This window comes from Kribbella alba (assembly GCF_039529635.1).
In the GTDB taxonomy this organism is placed as follows: domain Bacteria; phylum Actinomycetota; class Actinomycetes; order Propionibacteriales; family Kribbellaceae; genus Kribbella; species Kribbella alba.
In genome coordinates, this window is record NZ_BAAANE010000004.1 from 17,249 (window position 1) to 35,764 (window position 18,516).

The window sequence follows — 18,516 nt, forward strand, 5'->3', positions numbered from 1 at the left end:
TCTCCGCTGTGACAGTTCCCTACACCCTGACCCGTCTCGGCCTCGTGATGGCGCCTGAGCCCGGCAACGAGTTCGAGTCCGAGGGGGTGCTGAACCCCGCGACCGGACACACCCCGGACGGCCGGCTCTACCTGCTCCCGCGACTGGTTGCTCCAGGCAACGTGTCGCGCGTCGGCCTGGCCGAGGTCGAACTGACTGACGGCGTACCGACGGGGGTACGTCGCGAGGGGATCGTGCTCGCGCCCGATGAAGGCTGGGAGCGGGGCCGCAACAACGCAGGCGTCGAGGACCCGCGGGTGACCTGGATCCCCTCGCTCGGACAGCACGTGATGACGTACGTCGCGTACGGGCCGCTCGGGCCGAAACCCGCGCTCGCGGTGTCAGAGGACCTGCGGACGTGGACCCGGCTCGGCCCGTTGCACTTCGAGTACCAGCCGGATCTCGACACGGACCTCAACCTGTTCCCGAACAAGGACACGGTGTTCTTCCCCGAACCCGTGCCGGGGCCGGACGGCGAGCCGTCGTACGCGATGCTGCACCGGCCGATGTGGGATCTCGGCTGGTTCCGCGAGGGCGAAGGCGTGCACCTTCCGGCCGGCGTGAAGGACGACCGGCCGGGGATCTGGGTGTCGTTCGTACCGGTGGCGGAGGTGGAACGAGGGCTGTCGAATCTCGTGCACCTGCGGAATCACCGGCTGGTCGCGATGTCGGAGTACCCGTTCGAGGAACTGAAGATCGGGGCCGGACCGGCACCGCTGCGGGTGCCCGAGGGATGGCTCGTGATCCACCACGGGGTGACGGGGGAGCAGCCGAAGGGCTTCGACCCGACGACCCAGAAAGTCTCGTACGCCGCGGGCGCGCTGCTGCTGGATCCGTCTGATGTCACCCGCGTGCTGGACCGTACAGCGGAGCCGATCCTGGTGCCGGAGACCGAGGAGGAGCGGATCGGGACCGTCGGAAATGTGGTCTTCCCGACGGCGATCGAGGAGGTGGACGGCGTCCACTACGTCTTCTACGGGATGGCCGACGCCAAGATCGGTGTTGCCAGGCTGGATCGGCTGTCATGATCACTTCACGGCGGACCGTCCTCGGTGGGGCTGCGCTGGCTCTGACCGCTGCCTCAACCGCCGGGGCGTCGTTGCCTGCCTCCGCCGGCGGGGCCTTGACCAACCTGGCGCACTTGGACTTCCTGGGCGCTGTGGTGACGCCGCCTGCTGTGGCTGGGCATTCGACGTACGGGTCGGGGCCACTCGGTGTGCTTTGGACGTACGCCGACCGCCGCGCGGACGGGTCATATGCGCGGGTTGGCGGCGGTACCTACGACCCGGCGACGAACACCTACGGCCAGGGTGCGTTCAACGCGGACGATATCGCTCGGGCTGCTGTGGTCTATCTGCGGCACTACGCGGCGCATGGTGACACGCACAGCCGGGCCGCGGCGTACGGGTTGTTGCGTGGTTTGACGTTCTTGCAGACGGCTAGTGGTTCGTTTGCTGGCAACGTGGTGCTGTGGATGCAGCCAGACGGGACGCTGAACCCCAGCGCCGATCCGGTCGAACTGCCGGACCCGTCGGACTCCGGGCCGTCGTACTGGCTGGCTCGGACGGTTTGGGCGCTCGGAGAAGGGTACGAGGTCTTCCGGCGTCCTGACCCCGGCTTTGCATCCTTCCTGCGTGAGCGGCTCGAGTTGGCGATCGCTGCGCTGGAGCGGCAGGTGCTGACCCGGTATGGGCAGTATCAGGTTGTAGATGGTCGCCGTGTGCCGGCCTGGCTGATCGTGGACGGCGCGGACGCTACTGCCGAAGCTGTGCTCGGGCTGTCGGCCTATACGCGGGCCGGCGGCTCGTCGCGCGCTCGATGGGCACTGGTTCGATTTGCTGAAGCTGTTGCCGCGATGAGTTCTGGTGACAGTCGAACCTGGCCGTTCCGAGCGCTACTCCCATGGGGCCAGTCGATCTCGACGTGGCACGCGTGGGGTGCACAGATGCCGTCCGCTCTCGCTGCTGCATCATCGGCGTTGGGCGACCAGTCGCTGCTAGGCCCCGCCGTTGGTGACACCGCAGGCTTCACACCGCTGCTCCTGACCGCGGGCGGACCGGACAACGGCTGGCTACCGGCACCGATCGATCGCAGCCAGATCGCGTACGGCGTGGACGCCAGGCTGCAGGGTCTCCTCGCGGTTGCACGCGCGGCTGATCGGCCAGGGCTGCAGCAGGTCGCCGCCTTCGTGGCCGCCTGGTACTTCGGCGCGAACCGCGCGGGGTCGGCGATGTACGACCCGGCGAGCGGCCGCACGTACGACGGGATCTCGGGCGAGGGGGTGATCAACCGGAACTCGGGCGCCGAGTCCACGATCCACGGACTCTTGTCCATGCTCGCCGTCGACCAGAGCCCGGCTCTTGCTCGGCTGGCGCGCGAGGTAGGAGTCGGCTCACGCTCGGCCTCTGGCCTCCAGGTGGTCGAGGCGGAGGCCGGTGCACTCTCTGCCGGTGCGACCGCCGTGACGCCCTCGTCAGCGTGGACCGGCGAATCCCAATGGAGCAACGGCTCGTATGTCTCGCTGCCTGCCGCTGGTCGGCTCACCTTGGAGGTGCCGGCCTCCGAGCAGCCCCGGCTCGTCGCCCCGATCGTCGACGTTGTGGATGACCGCTCGGTGGGTCGCACCAACTGGGCGTCGGGCTCTCGGTCTCTCGGCGTGATCGACCACGGCTCCGGCGGTCCGCAGGGCGTCTCAGCTGCGCCGGGCGCGTTGTTGCCGATCACTCTCGCCGGTGTGCTCCCCGCCCAGTCGACCGAGTTGAGTTGCATCGCCTCCACGACGGCTGGGGCGTTGCGCGTGGACGCCGTCCTCCTGATCCCCCTCGTCTCCCGTCTCCAACTGTCGAAAGCGATCCTGCTGACGAGCGTCGACGCCCACCCGCGGTCGCATCCCGTCACCCTGACCGCCGCCCGACGAGCTGACACCACCGTCTACGACCGGGACGGCATCCTCCGCACCCGCCTGACCACCACCGCCGCGACGTTCGGCGCGCCTGTGCTTCCCGGCGGCTTCACCGTCGTCTACAGCTGATCCAGAGCCTGGGAGCACCAGTCCGCGACGAAGGCCAACGCCAGACCGCGCTGCTGAAAGAGGTGCTGGCTGTCTGCTTCCTGGTGGTAGGCCTTGTGCGACTTGTCGGATGCGCGCGCCAGGAGGCCGGGAAGGAGCCAGGCGTACTTGACCCCCGAGGCCATCACGGCAAGGCGGACCTGGGAGGGATCGCCTCGCCAGCCTGCCTCGTGAAGACCTTCGAGGTAGCCCTCGATGCAGGTCTCGGCGAGTTCGCGCATGTGTTCGGCCGGCCAGAAAAGGTCGAAGACCGCGTCGGGAATGTGGTTGCCGATGTCCTCACCCATCGCGCCGTCACCGGTGAACGCCCAGTCCAGCAAGGCGATTTCTCCAGTAGGTCTTCGGATCACGTTGCTGACCCAGAGGTCCAGATGACACCGCGCGCGTGGCAGGGTCTCGACTGCCGTGAGCAGCTTGTTGCGATGTGCAACCAGCTTCCTCCACGACGTCCGTAGACCCGAAGGCCAATGGTTCGCGACGAGTGGTTGCCTTCACGCCGCGTCATCGTCGAGCAACTGCCACGACACGTCGCGGGTGGTGGAGTAGTCGCGGAGGCCGCCCAGGGGCCTGCAGACTCGGCCGGCGCACGCAGCTCCTTGCGGATCACCGTGCGACCGTCGGCGTCAGCGATCCGCTCAACGGTCGCCGTCACCGCGTTCAGGGGGTTATGCCTCAGCGTCGTAGTATTGACCGCTTCTCCTCCGAGTCGGAACAGGCTCATGACCGCCAATACTGACTGATGCAACCCCCACCCGCGGTCAGGCGAGCAGAACGCGGGGAGGCACCCCGGTCAGGGCCTTGATCTCGCGGGTGAAGTGGGCCTGGTCGGAGTAGCCGGTTTGGATGGCGACTTCGGCGAGCGCCAGACCTGCACGGGCGCGATCGAGGGCGGCGTTCATCCGGAGGACGCGTGCGAGCATCTTCGGGCCGTAGCCGAAGGCGTCCAGGCATCGACGGTGCAACTGGCGCTCGCTCAAACCGATGCTGTCTGCCAGAGCCGGCACGTGGACACCCTGCCGTACGCCGTTGAGTACCTGCTCGGCCAACCTGTCGGGCGATTCGTCGAAAAGGCTGACGGCGACCTCCTCCAGCGCAAGCGCAGGATCTGCCGCTGTGCTCACCCGATCCGCCAGGCGCCGCGCTCGGCTGGCTGACCACAGCTCGGCCAACGGCACCCGGATGTCGAGGATTTCCCGCGCCGGCACGCCTAGGAGTCCTGGCGCCGTGCCCGGAGCGAACCGAATGGCTGCGTGCCGAGTGCCTGGCTCGGAGGCTCCGATGTAGGCGCGCGTATCGGGTCCCGCAACCACCAGCTCCCCCTCGATCCAGAGGAGATCCATGCAGCCGTCGGGGAGGACCCGGTACGCCGAGCCGTCCGTAGTACGGGTCCAGAGCACGGCGCCGGGCAGCCGCGCGCGACGCTCCCGGTACGGCTCCCCGATCTGACTCACCACCTCAGTCTGGCGCCCGCCACCGACAATTTCCGGACGAGCTGAGCGCAGTGCCGGCACGCTTCCGGGCAGATGCGTCGGGCGGTCAGCCGGCGGGCGGGCACTGGTGGAGGTTGAGGTCGATCACGTCGACGCCGGTGGGGACGTATTTGACCAGGGCAACGTTCTCGCGGATCAGCTCATCCCCGAGGCGGGCGCCTGTGTGGCGGTCGATGAGGGTTCGCCAGATCTCATTGCGGCGGAAGTATTCCGCGCCTGCCCGGTAGAACCTCTCGCCGCGCGCGAACACCCGGTACGACGCCCGGGTGGTCTCGTCCGCGAGGATCTCGCCTTCCAGGTAGCGATCGCCGACGCCGACGCGGAGCTGGAACGTCTGGTCCGTGTCATTGCGGAACTGCAGGTCCACGTAGTTGTAGACGATGCTGCAGCCGACTCCCCAGGGAAGCACACGGCCGTTGTCGGGGAACGGGTCGAAGCTGTGGGTGGATCGCTGGGTCACGGTCAGCGGCGAGTGCAGCACCATCCAGTGCAGCAGGTTGGCCAGCTGACAGATTCCGCCGCCGATGCCGGGCCGGGCTTGGCCGTTGGACAGCCGCATGCCTTTGAGATAGCCCTTGCGGCGGGTCGCGTTGCCGACCAGCTTGTTGAAGGAGAACGTCTCGCCGGGGCGGATCAGCAGACCATCGACCTGCGCGCACGCCAGCTTCAGGTTGGTGACCTTGTTGTGCTGCATCCACATCTCGGTCTCGCCGAGCTGCCGCAGGAGGAGCGACTTGTGCCGCTTGACCCGCACGGGCAGATCATCGCGCTGCAAGGTGTGCGCGAACGCCGTGTCCGACCGCAGCCACTCGAGCCGTCGCCGGGCGCGGTGATACCGCACGGCGACCGGATAGAGCGCCGGGATCCGCTGGGACCAGCGCCGTGCGCCGACCCGCGGCAATACCCGCGCCAACTCCGCCGGCGTCAACTCCTCAACCTCAATGTTGGGAAAGGACGGGGTCCGGCCGGGCTGTAAGTGGTCGGCTGCGTATGGAGCTGCAGTGCTGGTGGTGCTCTCAGGCATTCGTTCCCCCGAACGGGACGTGGTCGGTCCCCCTGACCGATCCGGCAACGGTACGCCCGGTCGTGTGGCGGCTCGGTGACAGCCCGCGCACGATCGGGTTGCGCTGCTGGTATGACGCCGCGAACCTCAACCGAGTTCGAGTGCGGTGCAGATCCACCGGCCGCGGTGGACCTCGAGGCGGAGAGCCATCGCCCGGGAGCGGTCGCCGTACCGGACGTGAGCGGCGACCTCGGCGACCTCCATGGCGGGGGTGAACACGTGCACGGACCGGACGGCGCTGCGCTCCTTCAAGCCGCGGCCGGTCGCGGTGGTGGTCAGCCCGAGCACGCGGACCCGGCGGTTGAGGTCGGTGAACACCACCGAGTCGGTGAAGCGGATCAACTGCGTGATGGGCCGGTCGCCGGCTAGGACCTCAGCCACTGCCTGCACCATGCGGGATGCCCACGCCTGCACGTCGGGCAAGGATGGACCAGTCGGAACCAACCGCAGTACCGGCGGAGCGGGTATGGCGTGGAGCTCTGGGATGGCCTGGTAGTGGAGCGCCAACGCGCCCTCGGTGATCGGCACCGGCCGTGGCATCGGCTCGGTTTCTGGCAGCGGGCGAACGGCGACGAGCGTCGGGTGCTGACTCATGTCACTTCTCCTGATGGGTAGGCGGCACGGGTTGATCGGTTGCGGGCGCCGGGATACGGAGCACCTGGCCAGGAAGGATGAGGTCGGGATCGGGGCCGATGACAGCGCGGTTCGCGGCGTACCACTGCGGCCAGCGGGTCGCGACTGCCACGTCGCCGGCCGTCGGTCCGAGCTCGGCCGCGGCGAGGCTCCACAGCGAGTCGCCTGGTCTGACCACCTGTGCGGCGGTCCCAACCAACTGCCCGGTCCGCAGATCCGTGTATCGAGTCGGAGCCCCCTCCGTCGGCCGATCCGGAACCCCGACTTGCGTCGGGCGCTCCTGGACCTGCGCGGGCCGGTCGGGCACAGCGACTTGGGCCGGCCGCTCGGGGGCCTGCGTGGGTTGACTTCGAACCGGCGCCGGCTGATTCGGAGGGTGGGTCGGACTGCCAGCCGGCCTCGGGGTGCTGGCTGTGGGCCGTGCTGCAGGTCGTCGGATGGGTTGCGTTGTGCGGTTGGGTGGCTCGGTCAGGCGAAGGCTTGAAGGCTTCTCGGTGGCTCGCCAGTCATCGGGGGAGCTTTCCGAGAGCTGTACCGACGACCGTGGTTCCACGGCACCCGACAGGGGCTGGGATCCGCCGTCGCCTGGAGAGGCATGGGCGACTCCGATCGTCAGCGGGGTGACGGCAGCGACCCCGAGTGCGGACCGCAGCAACGCACGCGATGTCGGGGAGGTGATCCGGGCGCCCACGACGGAGGCGGCCCGACCGACAGCCCCCGGGACTTGCTCGAGGACGGTGGCCAGCACCGCGATCAGCAGCCAGCCGTAGGCGACCCAGGCGACCGCGCCGACCGTTAGCGCGGCCATCGACGGGAGGTCCTGGGTCTTCGCGGAGGCGACGGACCCGGCGGTCGCCCAGCGCAGACTCACGCCGATTCCGGCGAGCGCTCCGACCAAGACCAGCCCCTTCACGCAACGAACCATGTCGTTCACCTCCGATCTATGAGTTTGCGTTAGTTTGCTTTGGCTTGATCAATATAGACCGGCCTAGCCCAGCTTTGGCAAGTCGGAATTCGCACGGAAGTGTCACGGACAGTCAGGTGAGCCCACGGAGAGTGCCGATGAAGTAGGTTCACGGCATGCGTCTGGATGCCCTGTTCGAGGACCTGGAGTCGCAGTTCGACGCGCTGCAGGACGGAGACCTGTACGGCGAGGTGGCGGATCGGATCCGCGCGGAGGTCGGCAAGATCACCGTGCTGGACCGCCTTCGCGGGGCGGTCGGGACCGTCGTGCGGGTCGAGTTGACGCACGCGGAACCGGTCCATGGCACGCTCAGCCGCGTCGGCAAGGACTGTCTGTTGCTGGAGGCGGAGCGCCACGAGGAGTGGCTGATCCCGGTCACGGCTCTCACCGCGGTGCATGGGCTCGGGCCTTGGGCCGAGCCGGCCGAAGGCGCGGTCGCGGCGAAGTTGGGCCTGGCGCATCTGCTCCGAGGGATCGCGCGGGACCGCTCACCGGTGACGTTGTACTGCGCGGCGGGCAGCGCTCACCCGGTCACCGGCACGATCGATCGGGTCGGCGCCGATTTCCTCGAGGTCGCCGAGCACCCGCTGGACGCGCCGCGCCGGCGTACGGAGGTCTACAACTCGCGCCTGGTCCCCACCCAGGCGCTCACAGCCGTCCGCCGCCGCTGAAACTGCCGTGCCGCGGCACCCGCCACAACAGCTGGGACTAGCTTTGTACGTCCTCGGATTGCTCGGCTTCCTCGCCGAACGGATGCGAGTCGATGAACTGCTTCGTCTCGGTGTAGAGCCGCTCGATGTACTTCTCGAGCTCGGTCGACTCCACCCGCCACTGGCCGCGGCCGCCGATCTTCACGGCCGGGATGTCACCGCGGCGGACCAGCGCATAGACCTGGTTGGCCGAGATGTTCAGCACCTCGGCGACGTCGGAGAGCTGGAGGAAGCGCGGTGCCGGCATGCGCGCCCTTTCGAGGTGTGAGCGGGGCTGATTGCCTCAGTTTGCCACGGTTGGCGTCGGAATCGGGCTGTTTGTCCCAAGTGACCCCCGACCTGTGGATGACGAGGAGCATCAGAACCCCGGAACACGGCAGAATATCGGTCTCCGAGCGCGATCAGGCAGTGACAGCGAGAGATCTGGGGAGTTCGAGTGGTCGAGAGTCCAGGAGTGCGGGGCGGATTCGCCGCTCCTTCCACCCCGACCCTGCGCAACCGGCGGGCGCGGTGGAAGGACGGCCGACTGGTGCTCGGCGTGCTGCTGGTCGCGATCACCGCGCTCGCCGGGGCCAAACTGCTCGCCTCGGCGGACGACACAACCGCCATCTGGGCCGCAGACCATGATCTGCCCTCCGGGACCAAGCTCAGCAGCGGAGACCTCACTACGGTCCGGGTCCGCTTCACCAGCAGCGAGGCGGCAGGTCAGTACGTCGCCGCTGACGCGGACCTCAAGGGACTGGTGGTCGTGCGGGCCATCGGAGCGGGCGAATTCGTGCCGCGGCAAGCAGCGGTCACGCAGGCCGACAACGACCGCACGGAGTTGCCGCTGTCCATCGCGACCGGGCGCTTGCCGGCAGACACGGCCGCAGGCGATCAGGTCGACGTCTGGGTGGTTCCCAAGGCAGCGGACGAGCCGGCGAAGAAGCTCTGGGACACGATCCGCGTGGTCCAGGTCGACGCTGTCAAAGGCGTTGCCGGTAGTTCGGCCCGGCGGCAGGTGCTGGTTGGGCTGGACCCGTCGGACCTTCCCAAGCTTCCCGCTGCGCTGGCCGCGATGAGCACTGGTGAGCCGGTGCTGGTCCGGCGAGGCCGCTGATGTCAATACCTCTCCTGCTCGCGGTGACAGGCGCACCGTGGGAGGCCGATGTCGTACGGCGGGCCGAAAGAGCCCCGGGAATCCGCATCGTCCGCAGGTGCGTGGACATCGCCGACGTGATGGCCGCGGCTGCCAGCGGACAAGCACGGGCCGTACTGCTCGCGGAAGACCTGCCCAGGTTGACCTCCGACGCAGTAGCCGCGCTGCACTCTCGCCGGATCGCGGTAGTCGCGATGGTCGACCCCACCGACAACGGAGAACCCACCGGCAGCGAGGACAGGCTGAGCCGGATGGGGGTCGAGCGGATCCTGCCGGCCGACGTCAGCGCCGAGGACCTCGGCCGGGCGATCACTGACGCGGTGGAATCCGGGCCGCCGGCAACTATCTCGCACTTCGCCGGCGGATTCGTGCCGTACACCGGAGACGCCCCTCCGCAGCCGCCCCGGGCCTACGGTGAGGGAACCGGCCGGGTGATTGCCGTCTGGGGTCCCACCGGCGCACCGGGCCGCAGTACGGTCGCGGTCGGATTGGCCACTGAGCTCGCAGCGCGAGGGGTCTCCACTCTGCTTGCCGATGCTGATGTGTACGGCGGCACGGTGGCTCAGCTGCTCGGCATGCTCGACGAGACCTCGGGATTGGCCGCGGCGGCGCGTTCAGCCAGCGGTGGTTCGCTGGATGTGGAGGTGCTGGCTCGGCAGGCCAGGCAGGTCGGTCCGCACTTGCTGGTGCTGACCGGATTGAGCCGTGCCGATCGCTGGACCGAGCTGCGGGCGACTGCGATCGAATCCGTCTGGGCGACGGCCAGGATGCTCGCGCCTTGCACCGTGGTCGATGCGGGCTTCTGCATCGAGAGCGATGAGGAGATCTCCTTCGACACGCTCGCCCCACGTCGCAACGGTGCCACCCTGGCCACGCTCGAAGAGGCCGACGAGGTGGTCGTGGTCGGAACGGCCGACCCGGTCGGATTGACCCGCCTGATCCGCGCGCTGCACGAGCTCCGCGCTGCCGTGCCGTCGGCGACCCCTCGGGTTGTGGTGAACCGGGTCCGGTCGGGGCCGCTGGGGAACTCGCCGGCCGAGGCCGTGGCGGAGGCGCTCAGCCGGTACGCCGGAGTACAGGCGGCTGCGTTGTTGCCGTTCGATCAGGCGGCTTGTGATGCGGCGCTTTCGCACGGGCGGAGCCTCACCGACGCCGCGAAGTCGAGCAAACTCCGCAAGGCGATGCAAGGGTTGGCCGCCGGGGTGATGGGGGATCTGCTCAGGTGAATACGGGGGATAACCCCACCGACAGCACCCCCGGGATATGCCAGGGTTGACCTGGGAGTCACCAGCTGCGACCAGCAACTGGTGACATGAGCACTGCCAGGGGAGAGCGATGTCCGAGGTCCAGGGTCGGCAGGCCGGCACGATGAGCATGGAGCGCAGATACGGCATCGCGATCTCGGTCGCCTTGATCCTGGGTGGGGGCTACTGGGCCCTGACCGGGCTGACCGAGGACACCAGGACGGGCCAGGGCAGCTACCCGGTGCAGGGCGGCGCGCTGACCGTCCAGACCAGCTCTGCCGATCTGGAGCTGCGCTCGGGCGACGTCCGCGAGATCACGGTGACCAAGAAGTTCGACCGCAACGTGTTCGGGTCCGAGCCCTCGGAGAAGTACAACGACGGCAAGCTGGAGATCAAGGACACCGGCTGCGGGTTCCTGTCCTTCGGCTGCGCCACCGACTACGTGGTGACCGTGCCGAAGGACCTCAAGGTGACGATCGAGAGCACCAGCGGCGACCTCAAGGCCTCGGATCTGCCGGCCGGTGCCAGCCTGAAGACGTCGTCGGGCGGCATCGAAGTGCACGCGATCGGTGGCGACCTGTCGCTGGAGTCTTCGTCCGGTGACGTCGAGGCGCAGGATCTGACGGCGGCGTCGGTGACGTCTCAGAGCAGTTCAGGCAGCGTCGCCCTGAGTTTCAGCGGGGCGCCGTCGTCCGTCCAGGCCGAGTCGAGCTCGGGTGATGTGACTGTCCGGGTTCCAGCCGGCTCCGAGACCTACAAGCTCGAGACCGACACGTCTTCGGGCGACGAGTCGACGGGAAGCCTCAAGACCGACCCCGATTCGCCCCGCACGATCAAGGCGAAGACGTCGTCCGGCGACGTCACCGTGGAGTACCGCAACTGACCGTCACGGCGCCCGGCGGCTGAGTGACCGGCCGGAGTCGCCGACCATGTCCTGAGTAGTCTTGCGCGCATGCCTGACGACAAGCCCGCCCTCCGCGGCCTGCTGGTGGACTGGGGTGGAGTGCTCACCTCCGGTCTCGACGACGCCCTGGGCCGCTGGGCGGAACTGGACGGCCTCGACTTCGACTCGTACTACCAGGCGATCGTCGACTGGCTGGCCGCCACCCCGGCCGAGGCCGAGCTGAACCCGATCCACGCGCTGGAGCGGGGCCAGCTCGCAGTACCGGACTTCGAGCGCAAGTTGGCCGCCGTCCTGATCCGGCGCGACGGCACCCCGGTGCCGGCCGAAGGGCTGATCGAGCGGATGTTCGCGCACTTCGAGCACCAACCGCAGATGTCCGCGCTGATCCGGCGGGCCAAGTCGCACGGCATCAAGACCGCCCTGTTGTCGAACTCCTGGGGCAACACCTACCCGCGCGAGACGTGGGACGGCATGTTCGACGACATCGTCATCTCCGGCGAGGTCGGACTGCGCAAGCCGGAGCCCGAGATCTTCCGGCTCGCCGCCGGGCGGGTCAGCCTCGAACTCGCCGAGTGCGTCTTCGTCGACGACCTCGAACTGAACGTCGAAGGCGCCCGCGCACTCGGCATGACCGCGGTCCTGCACACCTCGTACGACCAGACGCGGCGCGAGCTGGAATCCCTTTTCGGAGTCGACCTGACGTGACCGTGACCACTCGAACCCGAACCACCGACGCCCGCCGCATCGTCATCGCCGTCATCGCCTGCGCGGTGATCGTCGCGCTCGGCGCCTGGGCGTACGGCCTGTTCGACGGCATGATCGACCTGCGCGTCTACCGGATGGGCGGCTCGGTCCTGCTCGACCGCCAATCCCTGTACGACGCTCAGCTCCCGGGCTCGGGTCTTCCGTTCACCTATCCGCCGTTCGCCGCGATCGCGATGCTGCCGCTGGCGGCGGTTCCGTGGGGCGTCGCGCTGGTGGTCTGGACGACGATCTCGGTGCTCTGTATCGCGGCGATCTGGCGCGCCAGCCTGCCCGCCAGTGCCTGGGCCTACTTCCCGGAGCGTCGGCGGATCCTCGTCCTGGTCGCGTTGACCGCCGCGTCGCTGCTGCTCGAGCCGGTCTGGCAGACGATCCAGTTCGGCCAGATCAATCTGTTGCTGACGGCAATGATCCTGCTGGACCTGGTCCGTCCGGCCGGGGTGAAGTGGCGCGGGTTCTGGGTTGGTGTCGCCATCGGAGTGAAGCTGACTCCGCTTCCCTTCCTGGCCTTCCTGCTGATCACCAAGCAGTGGCGCGCGTTCCGCAACGCAGTACTGGGTTTGCTTGCCACCATGGCGATCGGGTTCGCCGTGGTGCCCAACCAGTCGTGGGAGTACTGGACCGTGGTGATCCGCAACGCCAACCGGGTCGGGGGTCTGGCATATACGGCGAACCAGTCGTTCATGGGATTCCTCAGCCGGCTTGGTGACGAGGCGTCGTGGGTCAAGCCGGTGTGGTTCCTGTTGTCGGCGATCTTCGGAGTTGCCGTGTTGTGGCTGGCGCGGCGGTTCTGGCTGGCTGACGAGCGGGTCACGGCGATTTCCGTGATGGCGTTGGCGGTTCTCTATGCGTCTCCGGTGTCGTGGAGCCATCACTGGGTTTGGATCATCCCGCTCGGAGTCAGCCTGATCCGCGCGGTGAACCGGGTCTGGGGGTTGAACCCGGCTGTCGTCACGGGCGTGCTGTGGTACGGGCTGTTCGTGCTGAGGTCGATCTGGTGGGTGCCGTACCGAGACGGCCGCGAGCTGAGCTGGACCTTCTGGCAATCGATCCCCGGCAACTCCCACCTGATCCTCGGCATGCTCGCCTTCCTCCTCCTCGCCTACACGAGCAGGTCCCTGCCCAAGCAGTCAGCTCCTGCAGCGTCCCAGCCGGCCTGAGAGCCGGTTCGGTCTCCACTGGTTCGATCTCGGCCAGCAGGGCGTTGACGACTGCCCGGACCGTGCGGGCAGTCGAGTAGGCATTTTGCCATCGCATTGTTGCATATATGCTACCCCCATGGGTGCAGCCGACTTGGTTCGTGAGACGCGCGAGGACGCAGGGCTGTCTCGCAGCGCGCTCGCCGCGAGGGCGGGTGTTCCGACTTCGACGGTTTCCAGGATCGAAGACGGCTCTACTGATCCGACCCTGACCATGCTCGCCCGCTTGATTGCTGCTGCTGGGCGACACCTATCGGTCAGCGCGACCGCTCAGCAAGCCGATTCGACCAGACCTGCGATTGAGGTGCTCAATCAGGCGTATATGCCCGATCCCCAAGGCCGCAAGGTCAATTGGGCACGGCTTCGAGGGTTCCTCGACCAAATCGCAGCGCATCGGGAACTCGCTGCAGAGGCGATCGAGACACCCCCGCCCCGCAGCGGTGATGCCGCGTTCGATGCACTTCTGGCAGGCATCGCAGAAAAGGTCGCCGATGATGCTGGGATTCCCCGGCCGCGGTGGACTAAGACCGTCCCGCCATCCCCGACGCCTTGGGTCGCACCGGGCACACCGACGAGGGTGGCGCGGGCGCGTGCCAATGCCCCCGCTCAGCTCGCGGCCCGCAACATCTGGCTTGCGGCGCGGGATCTGTGGCGTGACGCTGCATGAGTGAGTCAGATGCACCTGATCGTCCCAGCCCCGCTGCAGGTGTCCTAGGCAAGACCGAGATCCTCTCCTACATCGGCGAGGTCGCCGATGAGCTCGGCGTCCGCGGACTGACAGGCAGTCTTGTCGTGGTGGGCGGCTCATATATGGCCCTGCGCGACCTGCGTGAGTCAACCGTGGACATAGATTCAGTCACCCGACTCGCCCAGGATCTCAGGGCTGTGGTCCGAACGATCGCGGATCGCCATGGTCTGCGTTCTGATTGGCTAAATGACAGCGCGGCCGGCTTCACTCCGGCCGGTTTACGGGTCGAAGATTGCGAAGTCCTTTATGAACACAAGCATCTGACCCTGCTCGGGCCGCCGCCAACTCAGGTCTTCTTGATGAAACTACTGGCTGGCCGAACCGCTGACCACGACGACATGGTGGCCCTCTGGCCATCGTGTAGGTTCGACGACGCCCAATCAGCAGTCGACGCCTACTACGTGGCATATCCGTTCGAGGAGCACGACCCGTATCTAGTGGACTATGTCCAGCAGATCGCGGATCTAGCTGCCGATACCGAGAAGGCGTGATTCCCCGCGGCGGTTTCAACCGACACATCACAGCGGCAGAATCACCGATTCTGCCCGACGATTCCGTAGTGGGCGCCGTCGCGGGCCGGGTCGCACCCCCGATATTCAGGCGGTCGTCGCAGCTTGCGACGAGGTGATACTGGAGACCCAAGCGAAGGTGGTCGGTCATGAGTGAGCAGGAGTCTGAGGCGGTCGCGCAGGACGGGGCAGATCTTGAGTATGACCTTGCGCATGAGGCGAGTGGCGAGGCCGCGGCTGTGCGCTCACGGGAGCCAGAGCAGAGGGACGCTGTGGTGACGGCTACGCCGGAGTATGACGGGGACTACTCCTACGATTTGGCGCACGACGTTCCACCGTCACGGTAGATGTCGGCCTCGGTGCCGCGGGATGTGCTGGGCGAGCTCGACAACGAAGCCGTCCGGGTCGGCGACGTGGAGGGTTCGGTGTCCCCAGGGGCGGTCGGCCGGGCCGGTGAGGATTGTGGCGTCCAGTGCCGCTAGCCGGCTGGCGTGGGCGTCCACGTCGTCGACGAGGAGGACGATCTCGGCGGCCGGGCCGGGGGTTATCGCTCGGCCGGTGAGCCATTCGGCCCGGCGCCGTTCGTAGAGGGCGAACCTGGTGCCCTCGGTGGCGAACTCGGCGTACCCGGCGTCGGTGAATTTGTAGGGGAGGCCGACCACATCCCGGTAGAACGCGATGGATGCGTCGAGGTCGGAGACGTAGAGGATGACGTAGCCGATGCGGTCCACGGGCCCACGCTACGCGCGGACCGACATACCCTGTCCGAAAGCTGACCGGGGCGGGGCCAAGCGCGGCTCCGGAGCTCCGTGCCGGCCGGACTTCAGAGAAGGTGTTGATGAGCTCCACGAGACCGCGGCGTGGGTTGCGGGCGCTGGTCATCGTCGTCGTGTTGCTGGCGTGCCTGGGATTCGCCGCGGATCGGGTGGCCGAGTCGCTCGCCGAGGACCGGCTGGCGGTCGTCGCGCAGGATGAAGCGGCGCGGTACGACGTACGGGCGTCCAGCACGTCGGTGGAAGTGGGTGGGTTCGGGTTCCTGCCGCAGTTGGCCAGGGGCGAGTTCTCCCGGATCACGCTGACCATGCAGCAGCCGACTTTCTCCTCGATTCCCGCCCAGGACCTGACGGTGGTGATGTCGGGCATCCAGGTGCCGCGGGAGGTGCTGACCGGCGGTACGGGCGCCGGGGTCAAGGTCACCTCGGCGGACCTGAAGCTGCGGATGTCGCCGGACGCGCTGAACAGGCTCGCCCGAGCCGGCGGCCTGGACGGGCTGACGCTGCGGATCGTGAATTCGAAGCTGCAGGCGCGGGTGGCGGTGCAAGGTGTGACGGCGAGCGCGACGGTCCGGCCCCAGGTGCAGAACGGGCGCATCAGCCTGGTGGTTGATGGTCTGCCAGGGGTGCCGTCCGCCATTCGCGACGCCGTGAACTCGGTGCTGGCCAGGGGCATCGTCGTGCCGGACCTACCGTTCGGCGCCTCGGTGAAGCAGGTCGCGGTCGATGGGCAATCGATCCTGCTCACCGCAACCGCGGCCAACTTCGAGCTGCCCGCGGCGTAGATCAAAGCCTGCTAGCGGGGATGTCTGTGGGCGACCGGTGGGCCTAGCGTGGCAGTCACTGAGATCTCACGACCAGGCGACCGACGCTTTGAGCCCTTGCAGGAGCCGAGTTCATGCCCGACACCGACAGCTACGACATCCTCATCATCGGCAGCGGCGAGGCGGGCAAGTATCTCGCTTGGACCATGGCAGCCGCTGGCCACCGCACCGCTGTGATCGAGCGCGGGCTGATCGGTGGGTCCTGCCCGAATATCGCCTGCCTGCCGAGCAAGAACATCATTCACTCGGCGAAGGTCCGGTCGTTCACCCTGCGTGCCGCCGAATTCGGGGTCGAGCTCGAGTCGGCGGTCACCAGCATGCATGGCGTACAGGCTCGGAAGCGGGCGATGGTCGACAGCCTTCGCCAGCTGCACCTCGATCGGTACAAGGCCAGTGGTGCTGAGCTGATCATGGGCGAGGCCCGCTTCGTCGGCGAGAGAGCGGTTGACGTCCAGTTGGCTGGCGGTGGCCGGCGCAGGATCAGTGGCGAGAAGGTGTTTCTGAACCTGGGCACGCACGCAACCGTGCCCCACGTCCCCGGGCTCGTTGCCGCTCGGCCGATGACCCACGTCGAACTGCTGGACCTGGAACGGCTGCCTGAGCATCTGATCGTGATGGGCGGCGGCTACGTTGGGCTGGAATTCGCGCAGGCAATGCGCCGCTTCGGAGCGCAGGTAACCGTCATCGAGCAGGGAGCGCAGTTGGCCGGCCGCGAAGACCCGGATGTCGGAGCTGCAGTACTTCAACTCTTCCGCGATGAGGGGATCACCGTTCACCTGCAGACGCGGGTCTGGAGCGTGGAAGGACGATCCGGCAGCGCCGTGCGCATCGTCACTGACGGCTCCGACGGCGAATCCGTTGTCGAGGGCACGGATCTGCTCGTCGGTGTCGGGCGTACGCCGAACACCGGCGGCATCGGGCTGGAGCGGGCCGGGGTGAAGCTGACGGACAGCGGCTACGTCGCGGTTGACGAGCGCCTTGCCACCACAGCGGCCAACGTGTGGGCAATGGGCGAGTGTGCGGGCAGTCCGCAATTCACCCACGCGGCCTTCGACGACTTCCGCATCGTGCACGACAACCTGACCGGTGGCAGCAGTACGACCACCGACCGCCTCGTGCCGTACTGCATGTTCACCGATCCCGAGCTCGCGCGCGTCGGCCTCAACGAATCCGAGGCCAAGCGCCGCGGCATCGGATACCGCGTGCTCAGCCTGCCGATGGCCGCCGTACTGCGGACCAGGACGATCTCCGAACCGCGCGGGTTCCTGAAGATGCTGATCGCCGCGGACGGCGACGAGATTCTCGGATTCACCGCGTTCGGGGCCGAGGCCAGCGAGCTGATGGCCGCCGTCCAGACCGCGATGGTCGGCCGCATCCCTTACACGGCACTGCAAAGGGCGATCTACGCCCACCCGACCGCAGCCGAAGGGCTCACCTTCTTGCTGAGGAATCCGCCGACCGCACCGGCCGATTAGCCGCAGCCGCTGTGCAAAATGCCGACTACTAGCGTGGAGTGACATGGTTTCCCTTGGACGTACTGACCTCGACGTCTTTCCCCTCTGCCTCGGTGGCAACGTGTTCGGCTGGACCGCCGACGAGCCGCAGTCCCGCGCCGTCCTGGACGCGTACGCCGGAGCGGGCGGCAACTTCATCGACACCGCGAACTCCTACCTGGTCGAGCACGGCCAGTCCGAGAAGATCATCGGACGCTGGCTCGCCGACCGGGGCAACCGCGACGAGATCGTTGTGGCGACGAAGGTCGGGGGTGGCCGAGGACCACTTCGCAATCTGCGCGCGGAGACGATCAAGGGTGAGGCGGAGGCATCGCTCAAGCGCCTGCGGAGCGACCGCATCGACCTGTACTACGCGCACTTCGACGACGAGGAGACGCCGCTGGAGGAATCGCTGAGCGCGTTCGACGCGCTGGTGCAGGCGGGCACCGTGCGTCACCTCGGCGCCTCGAACTACACGCCGCAGCGCCTCTCCGCGGCCCTCGAGTTCCAGCGCGAACACGGGCTCGCCGAGTTCACCGTTCTGCAGCCGCACTACAACCTGGTCGAGCGGGACTTCGAGCGCACGCTGCTACCCGTCGCTGACGCCTGGGACCTCGCCGTGCTGCCCTACTTCGCGCTGGCGAAAGGCTTCCTGACGGGGAAGTACCGGCCTGGCAGCGACGTGGTCGAGTCCCAGCGGGCCGAGGGTGCGCGTGCGTACCTCGATGAGCGCGGTACGGCGGTGCTCGCGGCACTCGACGAGATCGCCGCGGCCCACAACACCACCGTGGCCGCCGTCGCGCTCGCGTGGCTGCTCGCCAGCCCGCGGATCGTCGCCCCGATCGCGAGCGCGCGTAGTACGGAGCAGCTCGAGCAGATCCTGCCTGCCGCCACCCTCAAGCTGACACCGGCCGAGATCGACCGACTGTCGGCCGGCATGCCATCGGTCTGAG

General features: G+C 67.7%; 20 protein-coding genes. 13 read left to right on the top strand and 7 right to left on the bottom strand.

The genetic code is table 11. The features are described from left to right. The first annotated feature begins 8 nt into the window (after positions 1-8). Both ABD210_RS06735 and ABD210_RS06740 read left to right on the top strand, forming a co-directional pair. Complete coding sequence (locus ABD210_RS06735) at positions 9-1,067, top strand: glycoside hydrolase family 130 protein (RefSeq protein WP_344109926.1); 1,059 nt, start codon at positions 9-11, stop codon at positions 1,065-1,067. Then, positions 1,064-3,070 (top strand): hypothetical protein, encoded by a 2,007-nt coding sequence (locus ABD210_RS06740; protein WP_344109927.1) that lies wholly within the window; start codon positions 1,064-1,066, stop codon positions 3,068-3,070. Before ABD210_RS06735 ends, ABD210_RS06740 begins: the two co-directional genes overlap by 4 nt. Here the strand turns inward: ABD210_RS06740 and ABD210_RS06745 are convergent. From ABD210_RS06745 to ABD210_RS06765, 5 genes are all read right to left on the bottom strand, one after another. Continuing rightward, positions 3,061-3,543, bottom strand: coding sequence for a phosphotransferase (locus ABD210_RS06745; RefSeq protein WP_344112010.1), 483 nt, complete (start codon positions 3,541-3,543; stop codon positions 3,061-3,063). The two genes, ABD210_RS06740 and ABD210_RS06745, sit on opposite strands and share 10 nt — an antisense overlap. A gap of 324 nt (positions 3,544-3,867) precedes the next feature. Continuing rightward, the gene (locus ABD210_RS06750; protein ID WP_344109928.1) at positions 3,868-4,560 is read right to left on the bottom strand and encodes a helix-turn-helix transcriptional regulator; all 693 of its coding nucleotides are present in this window, start codon (positions 4,558-4,560) and stop codon (positions 3,868-3,870) included. 85 nt (positions 4,561-4,645) lie between these two features. Then, positions 4,646-5,527, bottom strand: a complete 882-nt coding sequence (locus ABD210_RS06755) for a VanW family protein (RefSeq protein WP_344109929.1) — start codon at positions 5,525-5,527, stop codon at positions 4,646-4,648. A 222-nt stretch (positions 5,528-5,749) separates the two neighbouring features. After that, positions 5,750-6,256, bottom strand: a complete 507-nt coding sequence (locus ABD210_RS06760; protein ID WP_344109930.1) for an Rv3235 family protein — start codon at positions 6,254-6,256, stop codon at positions 5,750-5,752. A gap of 1 nt (position 6,257) precedes the next feature. After that, positions 6,258-7,220, bottom strand: a complete 963-nt coding sequence (locus ABD210_RS06765) for a LysM peptidoglycan-binding domain-containing protein (RefSeq protein ID WP_344109931.1) — start codon at positions 7,218-7,220, stop codon at positions 6,258-6,260. Between the two features lie 155 nt (positions 7,221-7,375). Between ABD210_RS06765 and ABD210_RS06770 the strand changes: the two genes are divergently transcribed. Then, a complete protein-coding gene (locus ABD210_RS06770; RefSeq protein ID WP_344109932.1) occupies positions 7,376-7,930 on the top strand; it encodes a hypothetical protein in 555 nt (184 codons plus the stop codon). Positions 7,931-7,967: 37 nt separating this feature from the next. On the opposite strand, the gene ABD210_RS06775 is transcribed toward ABD210_RS06770, so the two are convergent. Then, entirely contained in the window at positions 7,968-8,216 is a 249-nt protein-coding gene (locus ABD210_RS06775; protein WP_344109933.1) for a helix-turn-helix domain-containing protein, read from the bottom strand. A 189-nt stretch (positions 8,217-8,405) separates the two neighbouring features. Between ABD210_RS06775 and ABD210_RS06780 the strand changes: the two genes are divergently transcribed. From ABD210_RS06780 to ABD210_RS06810, 7 genes are all read left to right on the top strand, one after another. Further along, a complete protein-coding gene (locus ABD210_RS06780) occupies positions 8,406-9,068 on the top strand; it encodes an SAF domain-containing protein (protein ID WP_344109934.1) in 663 nt (220 codons plus the stop codon). After that, positions 9,068-10,333, top strand: coding sequence for a CpaE/TadZ family protein (locus ABD210_RS06785; protein WP_344109935.1), 1,266 nt, complete (start codon positions 9,068-9,070; stop codon positions 10,331-10,333). Before ABD210_RS06780 ends, ABD210_RS06785 begins: the two co-directional genes overlap by 1 nt. 109 nt (positions 10,334-10,442) lie before the next feature. After that, entirely contained in the window at positions 10,443-11,234 is a 792-nt protein-coding gene (locus ABD210_RS06790; RefSeq protein ID WP_344109937.1) for a DUF4097 family beta strand repeat-containing protein, read from the top strand. A gap of 69 nt (positions 11,235-11,303) precedes the next feature. Beyond that, a complete protein-coding gene (locus tag ABD210_RS06795; RefSeq protein WP_344109939.1) occupies positions 11,304-11,960 on the top strand; it encodes an HAD family hydrolase in 657 nt (218 codons plus the stop codon). 2 nt (positions 11,961-11,962) lie between these two features. After that, positions 11,963-13,177, top strand: a complete 1,215-nt coding sequence (locus tag ABD210_RS06800; protein ID WP_344109941.1) for a glycosyltransferase 87 family protein — start codon at positions 11,963-11,965, stop codon at positions 13,175-13,177. Between the two features lie 118 nt (positions 13,178-13,295). Continuing rightward, positions 13,296-13,883 carry a helix-turn-helix domain-containing protein gene (locus ABD210_RS06805; protein WP_344109943.1) on the top strand — a complete coding sequence of 196 codons (588 nt, stop codon included), beginning with the start codon at positions 13,296-13,298 and terminating at the stop codon, positions 13,881-13,883. Continuing rightward, positions 13,880-14,455, top strand: coding sequence for a DUF6036 family nucleotidyltransferase (locus ABD210_RS06810; protein ID WP_344109944.1), 576 nt, complete (start codon positions 13,880-13,882; stop codon positions 14,453-14,455). The genes ABD210_RS06805 and ABD210_RS06810 overlap by 4 nt, the downstream gene beginning before the upstream one ends. Before the next feature lie 356 nt (positions 14,456-14,811). On the opposite strand, the gene ABD210_RS06815 is transcribed toward ABD210_RS06810, so the two are convergent. Beyond that, on the bottom strand, positions 14,812-15,204 hold the full coding sequence (locus ABD210_RS06815; protein ID WP_344109946.1) for a VOC family protein: 393 nt from the start codon (positions 15,202-15,204) through the stop codon (positions 14,812-14,814). A 107-nt stretch (positions 15,205-15,311) separates the two neighbouring features. Between ABD210_RS06815 and ABD210_RS06820 the strand changes: the two genes are divergently transcribed. The 3 genes from ABD210_RS06820 to ABD210_RS06830 all read left to right on the top strand — a co-directional run bounded on the left by ABD210_RS06820 (position 15,312) and on the right by ABD210_RS06830 (position 18,515). Beyond that, entirely contained in the window at positions 15,312-16,031 is a 720-nt protein-coding gene (locus ABD210_RS06820; protein WP_344109948.1) for an LmeA family phospholipid-binding protein, read from the top strand. Positions 16,032-16,144: 113 nt separating this feature from the next. Further along, positions 16,145-17,545, top strand: a complete 1,401-nt coding sequence (locus ABD210_RS06825; protein ID WP_344109950.1) for an FAD-dependent oxidoreductase — start codon at positions 16,145-16,147, stop codon at positions 17,543-17,545. 43 nt (positions 17,546-17,588) lie between these two features. After that, complete coding sequence (locus tag ABD210_RS06830; protein WP_344109952.1) at positions 17,589-18,515, top strand: aldo/keto reductase; 927 nt, start codon at positions 17,589-17,591, stop codon at positions 18,513-18,515. The last annotated feature ends 1 nt before the right edge of the window (position 18,516 follow it).

What these genes read in the sequence shown, in the direction of transcription:
- ABD210_RS06740 (WP_344109927.1), top strand. Translation starts at nt 1,064, where the DNA reads ATGATCACTTCACGGCGGACCGTCCTCGGTGGGGCTGCGCTGGCTCTG.
- ABD210_RS06760 (WP_344109930.1), bottom strand. Translation starts at nt 6,256, where the DNA reads ATGAGTCAGCACCCGACGCTCGTCGCCGTTCGCCCGCTGCCAGAAACC.
- ABD210_RS06765 (WP_344109931.1), bottom strand. Translation starts at nt 7,220, where the DNA reads ATGGTTCGTTGCGTGAAGGGGCTGGTCTTGGTCGGAGCGCTCGCCGGA.
- ABD210_RS06770 (WP_344109932.1), top strand. Translation starts at nt 7,376, where the DNA reads ATGCGTCTGGATGCCCTGTTCGAGGACCTGGAGTCGCAGTTCGACGCG.
- ABD210_RS06775 (WP_344109933.1), bottom strand. Translation starts at nt 8,216, where the DNA reads ATGCCGGCACCGCGCTTCCTCCAGCTCTCCGACGTCGCCGAGGTGCTG.
- ABD210_RS06785 (WP_344109935.1), top strand. Translation starts at nt 9,068, where the DNA reads ATGTCAATACCTCTCCTGCTCGCGGTGACAGGCGCACCGTGGGAGGCC.
- ABD210_RS06790 (WP_344109937.1), top strand. Translation starts at nt 10,443, where the DNA reads ATGTCCGAGGTCCAGGGTCGGCAGGCCGGCACGATGAGCATGGAGCGC.
- ABD210_RS06795 (WP_344109939.1), top strand. Translation starts at nt 11,304, where the DNA reads ATGCCTGACGACAAGCCCGCCCTCCGCGGCCTGCTGGTGGACTGGGGT.
- ABD210_RS06805 (WP_344109943.1), top strand. Translation starts at nt 13,296, where the DNA reads ATGGGTGCAGCCGACTTGGTTCGTGAGACGCGCGAGGACGCAGGGCTG.
- ABD210_RS06810 (WP_344109944.1), top strand. Translation starts at nt 13,880, where the DNA reads ATGAGTGAGTCAGATGCACCTGATCGTCCCAGCCCCGCTGCAGGTGTC.
- ABD210_RS06820 (WP_344109948.1), top strand. Translation starts at nt 15,312, where the DNA reads ATGAGCTCCACGAGACCGCGGCGTGGGTTGCGGGCGCTGGTCATCGTC.
- ABD210_RS06825 (WP_344109950.1), top strand. Translation starts at nt 16,145, where the DNA reads ATGCCCGACACCGACAGCTACGACATCCTCATCATCGGCAGCGGCGAG.
- ABD210_RS06830 (WP_344109952.1), top strand. Translation starts at nt 17,589, where the DNA reads ATGGTTTCCCTTGGACGTACTGACCTCGACGTCTTTCCCCTCTGCCTC.